Origin of the sequence: Gorillibacterium timonense (genome assembly GCF_001457415.1) — a bacterium.
Lineage (GTDB): Bacteria > Bacillota > Bacilli > Paenibacillales > NBRC-103111 > Gorillibacterium > Gorillibacterium timonense.
In genome coordinates, this window is the sequence record NZ_LN881724.1 from 1,698,606 (window position 1) to 1,712,517 (window position 13,912).

At 52.5% G+C, this 13,912-nt stretch carries 18 protein-coding genes; all 18 read left to right on the top strand.

Annotated features, from left to right (window positions below; all coding sequences use genetic code 11):
* The first annotated feature begins 8 nt into the window (after positions 1 to 8).
* The 18 genes from fliG to fliR all read left to right on the top strand — a co-directional run bounded on the left by fliG (position 9) and on the right by fliR (position 13,886).
* Positions 9 to 1,031: a flagellar motor switch protein FliG gene (gene fliG / locus BN2684_RS20365; protein ID WP_058303928.1), complete on the top strand. Its 1,023-nt coding sequence runs from the start codon at positions 9 to 11 to the stop codon at positions 1,029 to 1,031.
* Positions 1,018 to 1,875: a FliH/SctL family protein gene (locus tag BN2684_RS20370; RefSeq protein WP_316245525.1), complete on the top strand. Its 858-nt coding sequence runs from the start codon at positions 1,018 to 1,020 to the stop codon at positions 1,873 to 1,875. The genes fliG and BN2684_RS20370 overlap by 14 nt, the downstream gene beginning before the upstream one ends.
* Positions 1,872 to 3,194 (top strand): flagellar protein export ATPase FliI, encoded by a 1,323-nt coding sequence (fliI, locus tag BN2684_RS20375; protein WP_058303930.1) that lies wholly within the window; start codon positions 1,872 to 1,874, stop codon positions 3,192 to 3,194. Before BN2684_RS20370 ends, fliI begins: the two co-directional genes overlap by 4 nt.
* Positions 3,195 to 3,199: 5 nt before the next feature.
* Entirely contained in the window at positions 3,200 to 3,640 is a 441-nt protein-coding gene (fliJ, locus tag BN2684_RS20380; RefSeq protein WP_058303931.1) for a flagellar export protein FliJ, read from the top strand.
* Between the two features lie 53 nt (positions 3,641 to 3,693).
* Positions 3,694 to 4,599, top strand: coding sequence for a magnesium transporter MgtE N-terminal domain-containing protein (locus BN2684_RS20385; protein ID WP_058303932.1), 906 nt, complete (start codon positions 3,694 to 3,696; stop codon positions 4,597 to 4,599).
* Positions 4,600 to 4,642: 43 nt separating this feature from the next.
* Entirely contained in the window at positions 4,643 to 6,190 is a 1,548-nt protein-coding gene (locus tag BN2684_RS20390) for a flagellar hook-length control protein FliK (protein WP_058303933.1), read from the top strand.
* A gap of 30 nt (positions 6,191 to 6,220) precedes the next feature.
* Positions 6,221 to 6,658 (top strand): flagellar hook capping FlgD N-terminal domain-containing protein, encoded by a 438-nt coding sequence (locus tag BN2684_RS20395; RefSeq protein WP_058303934.1) that lies wholly within the window; start codon positions 6,221 to 6,223, stop codon positions 6,656 to 6,658.
* 3 nt (positions 6,659 to 6,661) lie between these two features.
* Entirely contained in the window at positions 6,662 to 7,039 is a 378-nt protein-coding gene (locus BN2684_RS20400; RefSeq protein ID WP_058303935.1) for a TIGR02530 family flagellar biosynthesis protein, read from the top strand.
* Positions 7,040 to 7,135: 96 nt separating this feature from the next.
* A complete protein-coding gene (flgG, locus tag BN2684_RS20405) occupies positions 7,136 to 7,957 on the top strand; it encodes a flagellar basal body rod protein FlgG (protein ID WP_058303936.1) in 822 nt (273 codons plus the stop codon).
* A 92-nt stretch (positions 7,958 to 8,049) separates the two neighbouring features.
* Positions 8,050 to 8,274 carry a flagellar FlbD family protein gene (locus BN2684_RS20410; protein WP_058303937.1) on the top strand — a complete coding sequence of 75 codons (225 nt, stop codon included), beginning with the start codon at positions 8,050 to 8,052 and terminating at the stop codon, positions 8,272 to 8,274.
* Complete coding sequence (locus BN2684_RS20415; RefSeq protein ID WP_058303938.1) at positions 8,271 to 8,750, top strand: flagellar basal body-associated FliL family protein; 480 nt, start codon at positions 8,271 to 8,273, stop codon at positions 8,748 to 8,750. The genes BN2684_RS20410 and BN2684_RS20415 overlap by 4 nt, the downstream gene beginning before the upstream one ends.
* A gap of 36 nt (positions 8,751 to 8,786) precedes the next feature.
* Complete coding sequence (gene fliM / locus BN2684_RS20420; RefSeq protein ID WP_058303939.1) at positions 8,787 to 9,785, top strand: flagellar motor switch protein FliM; 999 nt, start codon at positions 8,787 to 8,789, stop codon at positions 9,783 to 9,785.
* Positions 9,775 to 11,091 (top strand): flagellar motor switch phosphatase FliY, encoded by a 1,317-nt coding sequence (gene fliY / locus BN2684_RS20425; RefSeq protein WP_058303940.1) that lies wholly within the window; start codon positions 9,775 to 9,777, stop codon positions 11,089 to 11,091. Before fliM ends, fliY begins: the two co-directional genes overlap by 11 nt.
* A 20-nt stretch (positions 11,092 to 11,111) precedes the next feature.
* On the top strand, positions 11,112 to 11,474 hold the full coding sequence (locus BN2684_RS20430) for a response regulator (protein ID WP_058303941.1): 363 nt from the start codon (positions 11,112 to 11,114) through the stop codon (positions 11,472 to 11,474).
* A 5-nt stretch (positions 11,475 to 11,479) separates the two neighbouring features.
* Entirely contained in the window at positions 11,480 to 11,974 is a 495-nt protein-coding gene (locus BN2684_RS20435) for a flagellar biosynthetic protein FliO (RefSeq protein WP_058303942.1), read from the top strand.
* Positions 11,967 to 12,749, top strand: coding sequence for a flagellar type III secretion system pore protein FliP (gene fliP, locus BN2684_RS20440; RefSeq protein WP_058303943.1), 783 nt, complete (start codon positions 11,967 to 11,969; stop codon positions 12,747 to 12,749). The genes BN2684_RS20435 and fliP overlap by 8 nt, the downstream gene beginning before the upstream one ends.
* A 67-nt stretch (positions 12,750 to 12,816) precedes the next feature.
* The gene (gene fliQ / locus BN2684_RS20445; protein WP_058303944.1) at positions 12,817 to 13,086 is read left to right on the top strand and encodes a flagellar biosynthesis protein FliQ; all 270 of its coding nucleotides are present in this window, start codon (positions 12,817 to 12,819) and stop codon (positions 13,084 to 13,086) included.
* 11 nt (positions 13,087 to 13,097) lie between these two features.
* Entirely contained in the window at positions 13,098 to 13,886 is a 789-nt protein-coding gene (gene fliR, locus BN2684_RS20450) for a flagellar biosynthetic protein FliR (RefSeq protein ID WP_058303945.1), read from the top strand.
* The last annotated feature ends 26 nt before the right edge of the window (positions 13,887 to 13,912 follow it).

A 13,912-nucleotide genomic window follows, 5' to 3' on the forward strand; every position in this document is an offset into this window, starting at 1 on the left:
GTCGATTCTTGGCTAAAGGTTTCGCTCAACAACAAGGACTGTCGGGCAGACAGAAGGCGGCCATCCTTCTTATCAGTCTCGGCCCGGAAGTATCCGCTCAAATCTTCAAGCATTTGCGCGATGAGGAGATCGAGCAGCTGACGCTTGAAATCGCAAACGTCCGCAAGGTTGACTCTTCGGAGAAGGAAATGATCTTGGCGGAATTTCACCAAATCTGCATGGCCCAGGAATTTATCTCGCAGGGCGGGATCTCGTATGCCAAGGAGATCCTGGAGAAGGCTCTCGGCGCGCAGAAAGCGATCGATATTATCAATCGCCTTACCGCCACCCTGCAGGTGCGTCCGTTTGATTTTGCCCGAAAGGCTGATCCGACTCAGATTTTGAACTTTATTCAGAACGAAAATTCGCAGACCATCGCCCTGGTTTTATCCTATCTGCAAGCCGATCAAGCCTCGATGATTCTTTCCTCGCTTCCACAAGAGAAGCAAGCGGATGTCGCGAAGCGGATCGCTCTGATGGACAGCACCTCTCCCGAGATCATCAGCCAAGTCGAGCGGGTTCTCGAACAGAAGCTGTCCGCAACGGTCACTCAAGATTACACCTCGGCTGGCGGTATTGAGTCGATCGTACAGATCTTGAATGGAGTAGACCGCGGGACAGAGCGGACGATTCTGGATTCGCTTGAAATTCAAGATCCCGAGCTTGCCGAAGAAATCAAGAAGCGGATGTTCGTCTTCGAGGATATCGTCAATATCGACAACCGCTCGATTCAGCGAATTATTCGCGATATCGAGAATGCCGATTTGCAGCTTGCCCTTAAGGTGGCGAGCGAAGAAGTTCGGGAAGTTATTTTCCGGAATATGTCCAAGCGGATGGTCGAAACGTTCCGCGAGGAAATGGAATACATGGGTCCGGTGCGGCTGCGCGATGTAGAAGAAGCTCAAACCCGGATCGTATCGACAATCCGCCGCCTGGAAGAGGCCGGAGAAATTATTATCGCCCGTGGCGGGGGGGACGATGTCATTGTCTAATCTCATCAAGCCGGACGGCTATATTGCCCTGGAGCAAGCGAAGCTCGTGCATCATTTGGAGAACTGGTTATTGGAGCGTCGCGCCGAGAGCATGAAACAGAGTCTGGCCGATGAGGAGAGCCTCCAGTCGGAACAGGAGCTTGCCGAGCTCCAAGCCAGGAAAGACGAAATCATCCGAGACGCAGAGAAGATCGCGGAAGAACAAATCCAACAGGCGCAAGAAGAAGTGTCTCAGCTCCGTGCTGATGCCGAAGCGGAGATCGCGGCTTGGTGGGAAGAACGGCGCACCCATGACGTCGAAGCGGAAGAGGTCGCACGGGAGCAAGGCTACCAGATGGGCTACCGGGAAGGGATTCTGAAGGCCGATGAAGAGGTTCGTCAGGAATATTCTCAGATGACCCAAGAAGCTTCCGATGTACTGGAGCAATCTTATCGGCTGAAGAATCAAATCATCCAGGAAGCGGAGCCTTTTCTCATCGACTTGTCCACAGCCATCGCGGAGAAAATCATCGGACGCCAATTGACCCTTGAGCCCGAATGGATTCGGGAGATGGCGAAATCCGTTCTTTCCCGTAAACGGGAAACGGGAGTCATCACCTTGTGTGTTGCTCCGCAGCATTTCTCGTATTTTCACGATGCTAGAGAAGAGCTGCTGCTCGCGGTTGATTCCCAGGCTGAGCTTGTGATCTTGCCGGATGCAACGGTGTCTGATAACGGCTGTGTCGTGCGCACCGACTTCGGCAGCGTCGATGCCCGAATCGATACCCAGTTGAAGGAAATTAAGCAGGCGTTGGCTTCACTCGCGGCCATGGGAGATGAGTCGGAAGCGGGGGATGCCGAATGAGCAGCCGCTTGGATTCTTCCCGTTACCTCGACCACTTGAAGCAAATCGATCCGGTCATCGTCGGGGGCCGGGTAACCCAAGTCATAGGCCTGACGGTCGAGTCGGAAGGTCCCGATGCCAGCGTAGGCGATGTGTGCTTGATCTATCCGTATAAATCAGGCAAACCGCTGCAGGCGGAAGTTGTCGGATTCCGGGACAACAAGGTCATTCTCATGCCACTCGGTGAGTTGAGCTCGATCGGACCGGGCTGCGAGGTGGTCAGCACCGGCAAGCCTTTGACGGTTCAAGTGGGGCACGAGCTTCTGGGTAAAGTTCTGGATGGGCTCGGACAACCGCTTGATGGTTCGAAGCTCCCATCTCGAATGGCCCATTATTCTACGAACAATCAGCCGGGCAACCCGCTGAAGCGCCCGCGGGTGCTAACTCCGATCAGTGTAGGCATTCGCTGCATCGACGGGTTGCTCACTATCGGCAAAGGTCAGCGCGTTGGGATTTTCGCCGGGTCCGGCGTCGGCAAGAGCACCCTGCTTGGCATGGTGGCTCGGAACACCTCAGCGGACGTCAACGTCATCGCGTTGATTGGAGAACGCGGCCGCGAGGTGCTCGACTTTATCGAGCGTGATCTCGGCCCCGAAGGATTGGCACGTTCCGTCGTCATTGTGGCCACTTCGGATCAACCGGCGCTCATCCGTATCAAAGGCGCGCTTATCGCCACCAGCATCGCCGAATATTTCCGCGACCGGGGCTTGAACGTCATGTTCATGATGGACTCGGTTACCCGGTTCGCCATGGCGCAGCGGGAAGTGGGATTGGCCGTTGGCGAGCCTCCTGCCACCCGCGGCTATACGCCGTCCGTCTTTGCGATGCTGCCCAAGCTGCTCGAACGCTCCGGGACAGGGCCCAAAGGATCGATCACCGCCTTTTACACGGTGCTGGTCGACGGGGATGACATGAATGAGCCGATCGCGGATGCGGTCCGGGGGATCTTGGACGGTCATATCGTGCTAAACCGGGGAATCGCCAACAAAGGGCATTATCCGGCCATCGATGTCCTCGCTAGCATCAGCCGCGTCATGAAGGAGATTGTTCCCGAAGAGCATCAAGACGCCGCGGAATCCCTTAAGAAATTGCTCTCTACTTATAAAGATTCGGAAGACTTGATCAATATCGGGGCTTACCAGCAAGGATCAAATCCTGAAATTGATTTGTCTCTCCAATATATCGGGGCTATCAATCAATTCACCCGGCAGAAAACGCACGAAAAGGTTACCTTCGAGGAAGCTCAGGAACGGCTGATTGCCGAATTTTCAGGAGGTTGATCGCAGTGAAATTCCGTTACGCCTTTCAAAAGATCGTCGACTTGAAATCGAATGAAAAAACTCAGGCGGAGTGGCTGCTCTCCTCCGCGGTAACTCAGCTTCGAGTAGAGGAATCATCCCTAACCGAGCTTCGCATCGAACGACAGGGTATCGAGAACATGTTGATGGATGCATCCGCGAGCAGTACGACGGTGTCGGATCTCCTTCTCTTTCAAAATTATTTGACTCATATGGATCGCCGCATTGACGAGAAGCTGTGCGATGTTCGAACCGCTGAACAGCAGGTCTCCGAGACTCGCAGCAATCTTTCGGAGAAAGCGGTGGAGGAGAAGGTTTGGTTTCGAGCACGAGACAAGGCGCGCGACGTCTTCATGGCAGAATCGCTCAAGAAGGAGCAGGAAACGTTGGACGAGCTGGCGTTAACTCGCTACAAGCGCCCTTCCTAGTCCGCTGCTTGAACAGACTTCAAGGCTACTGCGAGAGAAGGTGAATCGGTTACATGGATACGGAAAAAGCGGAAATGAACGCTCTTGAACGGTTTTTGATCTGGTTTTTGGTCCCGGTGGTATTCGGTATCGTGCTCATCATGGTGCTCATGACTCTCTTCGGAGTCGATATGAAGCAGGAAGCGCGAAATCTGGGCAACCGGATTCCGATTATCGAGAAATGGGTTCCGGACAACAAGAAACCGACTGAAGCAAACCCAACGGGTGATCCGGAAGAGAAGACTCCAACCTCGGAGTTGAAGGAGAAGGAAAAGGAAATCGCCGATCTTAAAACCAAACTCAAGGAGCAGACGGCCGATACGAACCAATTTCAATCCTCCTACCTCAAGAAGGATCAGGAGCTCAAGGATTTGCAAGCGAAATACGACAAGCTTCAAGAAGATGTGAAGAAGATTGAAGCGAGCAATGAGGCTTATGATCAAGCCGTATCCGAAACGAGTAAGATATATGCCGCGATGAGCCCTTCAAAAGCGGCTCCCATCCTCGAAGCGATGACGACGGCGGAGCAAGTGCTGATCTTGAGCGGAATGAAGGTGGATGAACAGACCCGCATTCTTGAGAAGATGACGCCCGCGAAAGCGGCTGATGTTTCGGTCTTGCTGAAGGATCAAGTTCCCGCACGGGACCGTGAGCTTCTTGCTCTTCAGGAGCGGGTGAAGAAGTTGAGCTCCTCGACGGAGAGCGCATCGTTCACCATTAGCGATCTTGGCAAGACGGTATCCGGCATGGACGCCAAGCAAGCCTCGGCCTTGCTGCTCGAGATGTACAAAACAAGTCCGGCAAAGGTCATCGGAGTGATGAAAGCGGCGGATTCCACCGCACGTTCCTCCATTCTCGGAGCGATGACGACGACGGACGCCAAGAAAGCGGCTGAAATCTCAACGAAGCTTGCCCCTTGATCTTATCTACAGCTGATTACTCCATGAAGGGAGGTGAAAACAAATGGAAATCGTATCATCTACACCGGTACCAGCCGCAAACGCGGGAACAGCGCAGGTCGCGAATTCGGGAAAAGGAACAGCCACTGCTTCCACAGCTTCTTCAACCGACGGTTCGAAAGCAAGTCAATCCTCCGGGAAGACCGCATTCAAGGATGTCTTGAATCAAGTGAACACGGTTGGAACGACGTCGGATCAGGAGGCTGGATCGGATAAAGTGCAGGAATCAACGGATTCAGCAGGAACAACCCTTCAGGCCTTATTGGATCCGTTGCTAATGGCTTTGCTGCTGGCCCCGTCCACTCAACAATCGCCGCCTTCGCAAGAGGATCTCAAGAAGCTGATCGAAGCCGTTCTTAACCAGCCGGAAGAGATATCAACGTTGATGCAGACGGAGGACGGTCAAGCCTGGCTCGGTCAAGCTCAGGTACTTCTTCAAGCGATGGGCTATCTGCCAGCGGCTAGTAATCAGACAGATTCCGGCACCGATGCTTTGTTGACAGCAGATCAATCGATTGCGCCGCCGAACCAGGCTGTAAACCCGGAAGAGATCCTCAAAGGGCTGCTTACCGCAATGACCCAGGAGCCGGAGAGTGCACTGCCGGCCCAAATGGCAGAGAGCTTTGCGCGGCTGCTGGCTTCGGAAGGCAGTAAGACAGAAGGAAGCTCTACTGTAAGCAAGCCAGTCTCGGATACATCCGTAAGCGAGAGCCTCCTCACTCCATCGGGCAATGTCAACCGCAGCGATATTCAAATCATCGCCAAGTCTGGTAAGGCGACCCACTCTGCAGCTTCTCTGGAAGCTTTAACCTTCCGCAAAGGGTTGAGTGCAGAACAAGCGCAAGCATTGGCTGCAGCGATGAGAGAAGGCGATGAGGACAGCAAATCTTCTTCTGTGCTCGTATCGGCACTCTCCGGGCATACCGAAGAAGCTGCCTCAACGACCACCGCAGCTCCGCAGCAAGCCGCAACCAAGACCATCGGTGAATCTGCTGAAGACGTGGCCCCAATCGGCAGTCAGCCTGTTGTGACCGAGATCTCGAAGACGTTATCCGATCCGGTGAAATCAGCTAAGCCAGAATTTCCGGTGAATGTGAAGAATTTTGCTGAAGAAGTATCGAGTCTGCTCTTTAAGAACAGCAAGTTAGGCAACCTGGGGACGCTGACCGAAGCAAGGCTTCTTCTGAGGCCGGAGCATCTGGGAGCGGTTGATGTCCGCATTACTCTTCAAAACGGACAGCTTGTCGCCCATTTCGCAGCCCAACAATCGCTGGCCAAGGACGTACTCGAGAATCAGATGGCTCAACTGCGCGTAAACCTTCAGAACCAAGGCTATCAGGTTGAACGGCTGGAAGTCACGCACAGCCCCTCTCTGCAATCCGGAATGTTCCATGGCGATCAAGGCAGACAATTCCGCCAATCCAACGGGAACGGCCAGGAGAGTCGGTCGGGAGCCGCCGGACAGCAAGAGGAAGAATTTGATGCCAGCCTGATGAACACCGAACAGATTCGCCGGGCAGTCGCGGGGGCAACCGTGGACTATACGGCCTAGCTTTTAGTAAGCGTATGGAGGAGGTGACTTATGGCTGACAACGCAATCAGCACAAAAAACGTCTGGCCCTATTATTCTAGCGGAAATACGAGCACGGCTTCCAAGACAGACAATTCGCTCGGCAAAGATGAATTTCTCAAAATTCTCATCGCTCAGCTCAAAAACCAGGATCCGATGAATCCGATGAAGGATCAGGAGTTTATCGCCCAGATGGCTCAATTCAGTTCGGTTGAACAGCTGTCCAATATGGCAAACGAGATGAAGCTGCTTCGCCAATCCGTTGGCCTCAGTCCAGAGCTCATCGATAAAAAGGTGACCTGGGAAGAAACCGATTCGACCGGTGCGATCGTGAGCAAGTCCGGTATCGTCACCAGCCTATCTATGAAAAAAGGTGTGCAATATGTTCAGGTCGACGGCCAAGATATCAAGGCGGAGCTTTTGACCCGAGTCGAGAAAGCGGAGGGTTAAAAGATGAACGAACCCGTATCCGTCGGGAGGTTGTATCCAAGCCCTGTCCCGCCTGGGGTGACCAAACGGTCGAATGCTGCTGTGGAAACGGCGAAACCGGCTGTCCGCTTCCAGGACATGCTGCAGCAGGAGGTTAGGATCAGCAAGCATGCCCAGAACCGGCTGCAGGAGCGGGGAATCAACCTGAAACCCGAGCAAATGGAGCAAATTCGAACGGCTGTGGATAAAGCCGAAGCCAAAGGAGCCAAGGAATCCTTGGTTCTGATGAGAGACATGGCCTTTATCGTCAATGTGAAGAGTAAAACGATCGTCACAGCTATGGATGGTTCCTCGATGAAAGACAATGTGTTTACCCAAATTGACAGTGCGATTGTGATTTAACAAGGGCTGGCCCGAAACGGAAGCCCAGGGACCGTGGATCGACTGAAGCGGCCCATCTCAATATCCATCTAACTCATTCAGGAGGGTAATCAACCTATGCTAAGATCCTTATATTCGGGCATTTCGGGCATGCGCGGCTTCCAAACCAAGCTGGACGTCATCGGTAACAACATCGCGAACGTTAACACGGTCGGCTTTAAGGCCGGACGGGTAATGTTCAAGGACATTCTGAGCCAGACGGTGGCAGGCTCGACGCCTCCGACGGATAATACCGGCGGCGTGAACCCCAAGCAGGTTGGTCTCGGGGTGTCGATCGGCACCATTGATACCGTTCATACACCCGGAAGCGCCATGACGACAAACGTTCCCACCGACCTGCGGATTGACGGTGACGGATTCTTCGCCGTAAAGACGAGCGCGGACACGGATTCCATCTACTTGACCCGTGCAGGCAACTTTACGCTTGATTCTAACCGCAGACTTGTCAACGGAGACGGTATGTTTGTTCTCTCGGCTGAAGACGGAGACGTCATCCAGTTGGATGACACCGTAACCGCCTTTACGATCGGGCAAGACGGATCGCTCATCTCCATCGACGCCGAAGGCAATGCCACGCCGCTCGATGTGAAGATCGGCGTCGTGAAGGTGCCGAATCCGGGCGGACTTGAGAAGCTGGGAGGCAACCTGTACCGTCCGACGACAACAGCAATGGGTGAAGGCATCACGGAAGTAACCGTGGGAACGGCCGGAGCCGAAGGCAACGGCCTCATCATCGCCGGACAGCTTGAAATGTCTAATGTCGACCTGACGAGTGAGTTCAGCGAAATGATCGTTGCACAGCGCGGATTCCAAGCGAACTCCCGCATCATCACGACTTCCGATGAAGTGCTGCAAGAGATCGTCAATCTGAAACGCTAATGCTGATTGCGGACCGGAGCGAAATCGCTCGCTCCGGTCTCCATTAGCAAGCGGCAGATTCGAATCGAGGTATAAGCAAGGAGGGAACTTATGTGATTTCGGTTACGCGGCTTAACGGCAAGATCATAACGATCAATGCCCTTCTCATCGAAAGCGTAGAGGAAACGCCGGATACCATGATCACCCTGACAACAGGGAAAAAGCTCATGGTTCTGGAGCCGATGGTAGAGGTAAATGACAAGATTGCCCTTTATCTCGGGCAGATTGGTCTGCTGCAGGCCAGCGTAAAGAGAATGAAAGTGGAGGAGTCCGAATGATCAAGAAAAAGATGGTACCGCTCGTTTTAGCACTGCTCTGTGTGATTTTCCTGATCGCCTTGGCTGCCGTATGGGTATTCAACACCTTGAACGAGAAGAACAGCATTGCCGATCCGAGTCAAAAAGCTGTGAATTCTGTCGAATCGGTAGAAGGAAAAAAGGTATCGGCCGCCGAAGTGAAGAAGCTTACCGTCTCGATTGAAAATGTGGTGACCAACCTGAGCGAACCGAACAAAGCGGTGAAGGCAAGCTTCGCTTTCGAACTGAGCGGACAAAAAGGGATGAAAGAATTTGAAAACTACGATGCCCGAGTGAAGAGCGTGATCAATATGACTCTCGCGGACCTCACCAATGAACAGTTGGCGGGAAGCAAAGGGCAGGATTATCTGGCATCGCTCCTGATGAACAAGATCAATAGCTTCCTGAGCGAAGGCAAAGTTAGCCGGGTAAACATCACCGAACTGATCGTCCAATAATGACTTCGAAAACATCGCTACGGGGAGGTGACTGATTTGGTAGACGTACTCTCGCAAAATGAGATTGATGCGCTTCTCGCTGCCCTCTCCTCGGGAGAAATGGACGCGGAGGAGCTAAAAAAAGAAGAGACCCAGAAAAAAATACGCGGATACAATTTCAAGAGAGCTACGAGATTTTCCAAGGACCATCTCCGAAGCTTGACGCGGATACATGAGAACTTTGCGAGGTTTTTAACGACCTATTTTTCCACTCAGCTGAGGACCTTCGTCCAGATCAATGTCGTTCAGGTGGAACAGCTGCCTTATGACGAATTCATCCGTTCCATACCCAAGATGACCATTCTGAATATCTTTGAAGCCGAGCCGCTCGAAGGACGGATGGTGCTGGAGGTCAATCCGAACGTCGCATTTGCGATGGTGGATCGGATGCTTGGAGGGATGGGGACCTCAACCGGCAAAGCTACGGTCCTGACGGAAATCGAGACGATGATTATGGAGCGAATGTTTGGTCGCGCACTTGAGAGTCTGCAGGAGGCCTGGAAGACGGTTGCGGACATCAGCCCGAGACTCGATTCCTTGGAGACCAATCCACAGTTCATGCAGATCGCATCCGCTAACGATACGATTGCCCTGATCTCGCTCAGCACGAAGATCGGGGAAACGTCCGGGATGATCAACCTTTGTATCCCGCATGTGGTCATCGAGCCGATGATGCCGCGGTTGTCCGTCCATCATATGTTTGTTACCCAGAAGAAGAGCAAAACTCCGGAAGAATATGAGGCCTTGCATGATCGAGTCAATAAGGCTCACTTGAACATTGTGGCAGAGCTTGGAGAATCCCGGCTCTCCGTCCAGGAATTCCTCAGTCTGTCCCCCGGAGATGTCATTACCTTAAACAAACCGGTGGATGACGGACTTTTGGTTAAGGTAGGCGATCTGACCAAGTACATCGGAAGTCCGGGTACCGTAAAAGGCAAGGTTGCTCTTCAAATCACGCAGATCGTTAGCGAGGGAGTGGAAGAAAATGACGAATAACCGAGACTATCTGTCACAGGAAGAGATCGATGCTTTACTGCGGCAGACATCGGATGACGATGAAGACGCAAATCCGGCCGAATCCTCCCCCGACCTGTCCCAGTATCTGTCCAGCATTGAACAGGACGCTCTAGGTGAGATCGGAAATATTACGTTTGGCAGTGCGGCAACGGCGTTATCGACCTTGCTCGGTAAGAAAGTGGACATCACCACTCCAAAGGTCTCGATTTTACTGAGATCCCAATTGCCCAGTGAGTTTCCCAAACCGCATGTAACGGTACACGTTAACTATGTCGATGGCTTTCACGGTATCAATCTGCTGGTCATCAAAGTTCAGGATGCTCAAGTCATTGCGGATCTCATGATGGGCGGCAACGGCGAAGGGCTTGAGAATACCGAGCTGAATGAGCTGCATATCAGCGCGGTTCAAGAAGCGATGAACCAAATGATGGGGTCCTCCGCGACATCGATGTCCACCATCTTCAATCGTATGGTTAACATCTCTCCTCCAGGAATCGATATTATGGATCTTACTTCAGAAGGAGGAAAAAACACTCTTCCTGCCGAAGAAGTGTTTGTCAAAATATCGTTCCGTCTGAAAATCGGAGATTTGATCGACTCAAATATCATGCAGTTGCTTCCTGTCGATTTTTCCAAAGAGATGGTGAACACGTTGATGGGGGGATCGGATGCCATGGAGTCTGAACCGGGATACACAGCGCCTGCGAATTCGCCGTCAGCCCCTGCGGCTACGCCGCAGCAAGATGCGCCGCCTGCTTATCCTGCACCTGCTGCCGCACAGAACCCGCCACAGCAGATTCCGCAGTCTTATGACGCAACGACGGCCGGAGGCCAAGCGTATCCGCAGCAAAACCCGTATTACCCTCCGCAGCCTTCTCCATACGGGTATCCGCCGTATGCGGGTCAGCCGATGGGAATGCCGGCCCCTGGTCCGCAGAACTACGGCGCACCCGTTAACCGCAACGTAAATGTCCAACCGGCTCAATTCAGCGGGTTTACACCGGGGCTCATACCTCCTGCCGAGGAGAGCAACCTGGGTCTCTTGATGGATATTCCGCTGAAAGTGACGGTTGAGCTCGGTCGGTCGAAGATGCTGATCAAAGACATTCTGCAGCTATCTCAAGGTTCGATTATCGAACTGGACAAGCTGGCAGGGGAACCGGTTGATATTTTGGTCAACAACAAGCTGATTGCCAAAGGTGAAGTCGTGGTCATCGATGAAAACTTTGGGGTCCGTGTAACGGATATCATCAACCAGTGGGAACGAATTCAGAAGATACAATAACCTAGGAGGACTGTTTACTAATGTCGAATCGTATTTTAATCGTGGACGACGCTGCCTTTATGAGAATGATGATCCGGGATATTCTTACCAAGAACGGGTATGAGGTATGCGGTGAAGCCAATGACGGTGCACAAGCCATCGAAAAATTTAAAGAATTCCGCCCCGACTTGATTACGATGGACATTACGATGCCCGAAATGGACGGGATTAACGCTCTCAAGGAAATCAAGAAGCTCGATCCGAACGCAAAAGTCATCATGTGCTCCGCTATGGGACAGCAGGCGATGGTTATCGATGCCATTCAAGCAGGCGCCAAAGACTTCATCGTGAAGCCGTTCCAATCCGACCGCGTGATTGAAGCGATTCGCAAGACTTTGGGTTAACCGTAATGTCGGGCAGCACAACGGAGTATATCCTGCTGGTTATCTTTTATCTCGCGCTCATCATCGGGATGTTTCTATTGATCATCAAACTGATTGCGAGAAGAAACAAGCTGTCGCTCCCGGGGAGAGTCGTCCGTACGCTTGGCGGGTCTGCGATTGGGTCAGGCAAATCCGTGCAGGTTGTTGAAGTCGGAGGGGCTTTCTACATTCTCGGCGTTGGCGAGGACATTCGATTGATCGCCAAGGTGGAGAATCCGGAGGAGATCGAAGCGCTTCGCATGACGGTAGACGGGACCCAGCAAGCTCCCCGATCATTTCTGACATTGAAGGAATGGTGGACAAACCGCAGGAAAGGAAATCAGCCTGCGGAGGAATGGTCCGAATTTGGACAGATTTTTCAAGACAGGATGATGGCCATGAAAGATGGCAGGAAGAGCGTAAGCGAGCTTCTGGAACAGGATTCATCTCGTCAACAACGGAAGGATACAATCGATGAATAGGAAGCTTGCGGTTTTAATTCCGCTGGTTGTGATCGTGGGCTTTCTCTGGATCACGACGGCAATGGCTGCCCCTGAGGTCAGTCCAAGCCCGTCTCCCTCACCCGGATTGACTTTGCCCGACATCAATATTCAGATGGGGACGGATGGAGCCAACGGCTCCGATACCATCTCGATCATTTTGCTGCTGACCGTGCTCAGCTTGGCTCCGGCAATCTTGATTATGATGACCTGCTTCACCCGAATCGTGGTCGTGCTCGGATTCGTCCGGACCTCGCTCGGTACCCAGCAGATGCCGCCTAATCAGGTCTTGATTGGATTAGCCTTGTTCCTGACGATGTTCGTGATGGCTCCTACCTTTGGGACGATTAATGAAACAGCGCTGCAGCCTTATTTGAAGCATGAGATCAACCAGCAGCAGGCATTCGAAAAAGCGGCTGTGCCGATTAAGGAATTTATGGCCAGCCATACGCAGCCGAAGGATCTTCAGCTCTTTCAGGAATATTCGAAATCGCCCAAGCCGAAAACCATCACAGACATCCCTCTGACGACATTGGTTCCCGCTTTTGCCATAAGCGAGTTGAAGAGGGCATTCATGATGGGCTTCATGATCTTCATCCCATTCCTTGTGATCGATATGGTCATATCAAGTACGCTCATGGCGATGGGGATGATGATGCTGCCTCCGGTCATGATTTCGCTTCCCTTTAAGATCTTGCTGTTTGTGTTAGTCGATGGGTGGTATCTGGTCGTCCAATCGCTCCTCAGAAGCTACTGACGACGGACATTTCGTTCAATCGGGACGGAAGGAAGATTCGGCTGCTTTTCGCAGGAGGGAGGATAACGTGAGTACGGAGTTTATTATCAAACTCGCCGGTCAAGCTGTTTACACTGTGCTTAAGGCGAGCGCGCCCATGCTGATCATCGCTCTCGTCATTGGACTCATCATCAGCGTCTTTCAAGCGACGACCCAAATTCAAGAGCAGACGCTGGCTTTCGTGCCCAAGATTCTTGCCGTGCTGCTCAGCCTCTTGATCTTCGGACCGTGGATCCTGGCGACGCTGGTGGATTTCACTTACAATCTGCTCAGCAATTTGTACCAATACGGCGGATAGGAACGGAAGCCATGGACGCCATTGTGAACGCACTGCCTTCTTTTTTGCTTATTTTTTGTCGGATTACCGGTTTTTTTGTCACTGTTCCGGTCTTTTCTTCACGAAACATCCCGGCTCGCTTCAAGATCGGTCTTTCTTTTTTCATCACGCTGATCGCCTATGGGTCCGTGACTGGAGTTAATGTCACCATTGACGGGTTGTTCATTCTCTCCATCGCCAGAGAAACCCTGATCGGCCTGATGTTGGGGTTCGTTGCGTATCTCTTCTTTACGGTCGTCCAGATTGCCGGTTCCTTCATGGACATGCAAATCGGCTTCAGCCTTGCGAACATCATCGACCCGATGAGCGGTACCCCCAGTCCCATCCTCGGTAATTTCAAGTTCATGATCGGCACGATGCTGTTCTTGGCTTTTGACGGTCATCACGCCCTGATCAAGGGAATCATCAAGAGCTACAACTGGGTCCCGCTTGATAACAACGTGTTTGCCAGACTGAGTGATGGCGGTGTGAGTGAATTTCTTGTCAAGTCGGTATCCCAAGCATTCGGATTGGCCTTGCAGATGTCCGCGCCGATCGTAGTCGCACTCTTTCTCGTGGACATCGGATTGGGAATTCTGGCGCGAGTCGCCCCGCAATTCAATATTTTTGTCGTTGGGATTCCCGTCAAGCTGATTGTCGGACTCCTGCTGCTCATTTTGCTCGTATCGGCATTTCCCAACATGTTCCGGGAACTGTTCTCCACCCTGTTTGACTCCATGGAGAATTTGCTCCGCCTGCTTGGCGGGAGTCCCGCATCATAGTGTTCAGCCGATCGAAGGGGAAATTC

Coding starts and splice junctions, on each gene's coding strand:
- BN2684_RS20430 (WP_058303941.1), top strand. CDS start 11,112: ATGTCGAATCGTATTTTAATCGTGGACGACGCTGCCTTTATGAGAATG.
- flgG (WP_058303936.1), top strand. CDS start 7,136: ATGCTAAGATCCTTATATTCGGGCATTTCGGGCATGCGCGGCTTCCAA.
- BN2684_RS20400 (WP_058303935.1), top strand. CDS start 6,662: ATGAACGAACCCGTATCCGTCGGGAGGTTGTATCCAAGCCCTGTCCCG.
- fliP (WP_058303943.1), top strand. CDS start 11,967: ATGAATAGGAAGCTTGCGGTTTTAATTCCGCTGGTTGTGATCGTGGGC.
- fliY (WP_058303940.1), top strand. CDS start 9,775: ATGACGAATAACCGAGACTATCTGTCACAGGAAGAGATCGATGCTTTA.
- BN2684_RS20370 (WP_316245525.1), top strand. CDS start 1,018: ATGTCATTGTCTAATCTCATCAAGCCGGACGGCTATATTGCCCTGGAG.
- fliI (WP_058303930.1), top strand. CDS start 1,872: ATGAGCAGCCGCTTGGATTCTTCCCGTTACCTCGACCACTTGAAGCAA.
- BN2684_RS20415 (WP_058303938.1), top strand. CDS start 8,271: ATGATCAAGAAAAAGATGGTACCGCTCGTTTTAGCACTGCTCTGTGTG.
- fliR (WP_058303945.1), top strand. CDS start 13,098: ATGGACGCCATTGTGAACGCACTGCCTTCTTTTTTGCTTATTTTTTGT.
- BN2684_RS20390 (WP_058303933.1), top strand. CDS start 4,643: ATGGAAATCGTATCATCTACACCGGTACCAGCCGCAAACGCGGGAACA.
- BN2684_RS20385 (WP_058303932.1), top strand. CDS start 3,694: ATGGATACGGAAAAAGCGGAAATGAACGCTCTTGAACGGTTTTTGATC.
- BN2684_RS20395 (WP_058303934.1), top strand. CDS start 6,221: ATGGCTGACAACGCAATCAGCACAAAAAACGTCTGGCCCTATTATTCT.
- BN2684_RS20435 (WP_058303942.1), top strand. CDS start 11,480: ATGTCGGGCAGCACAACGGAGTATATCCTGCTGGTTATCTTTTATCTC.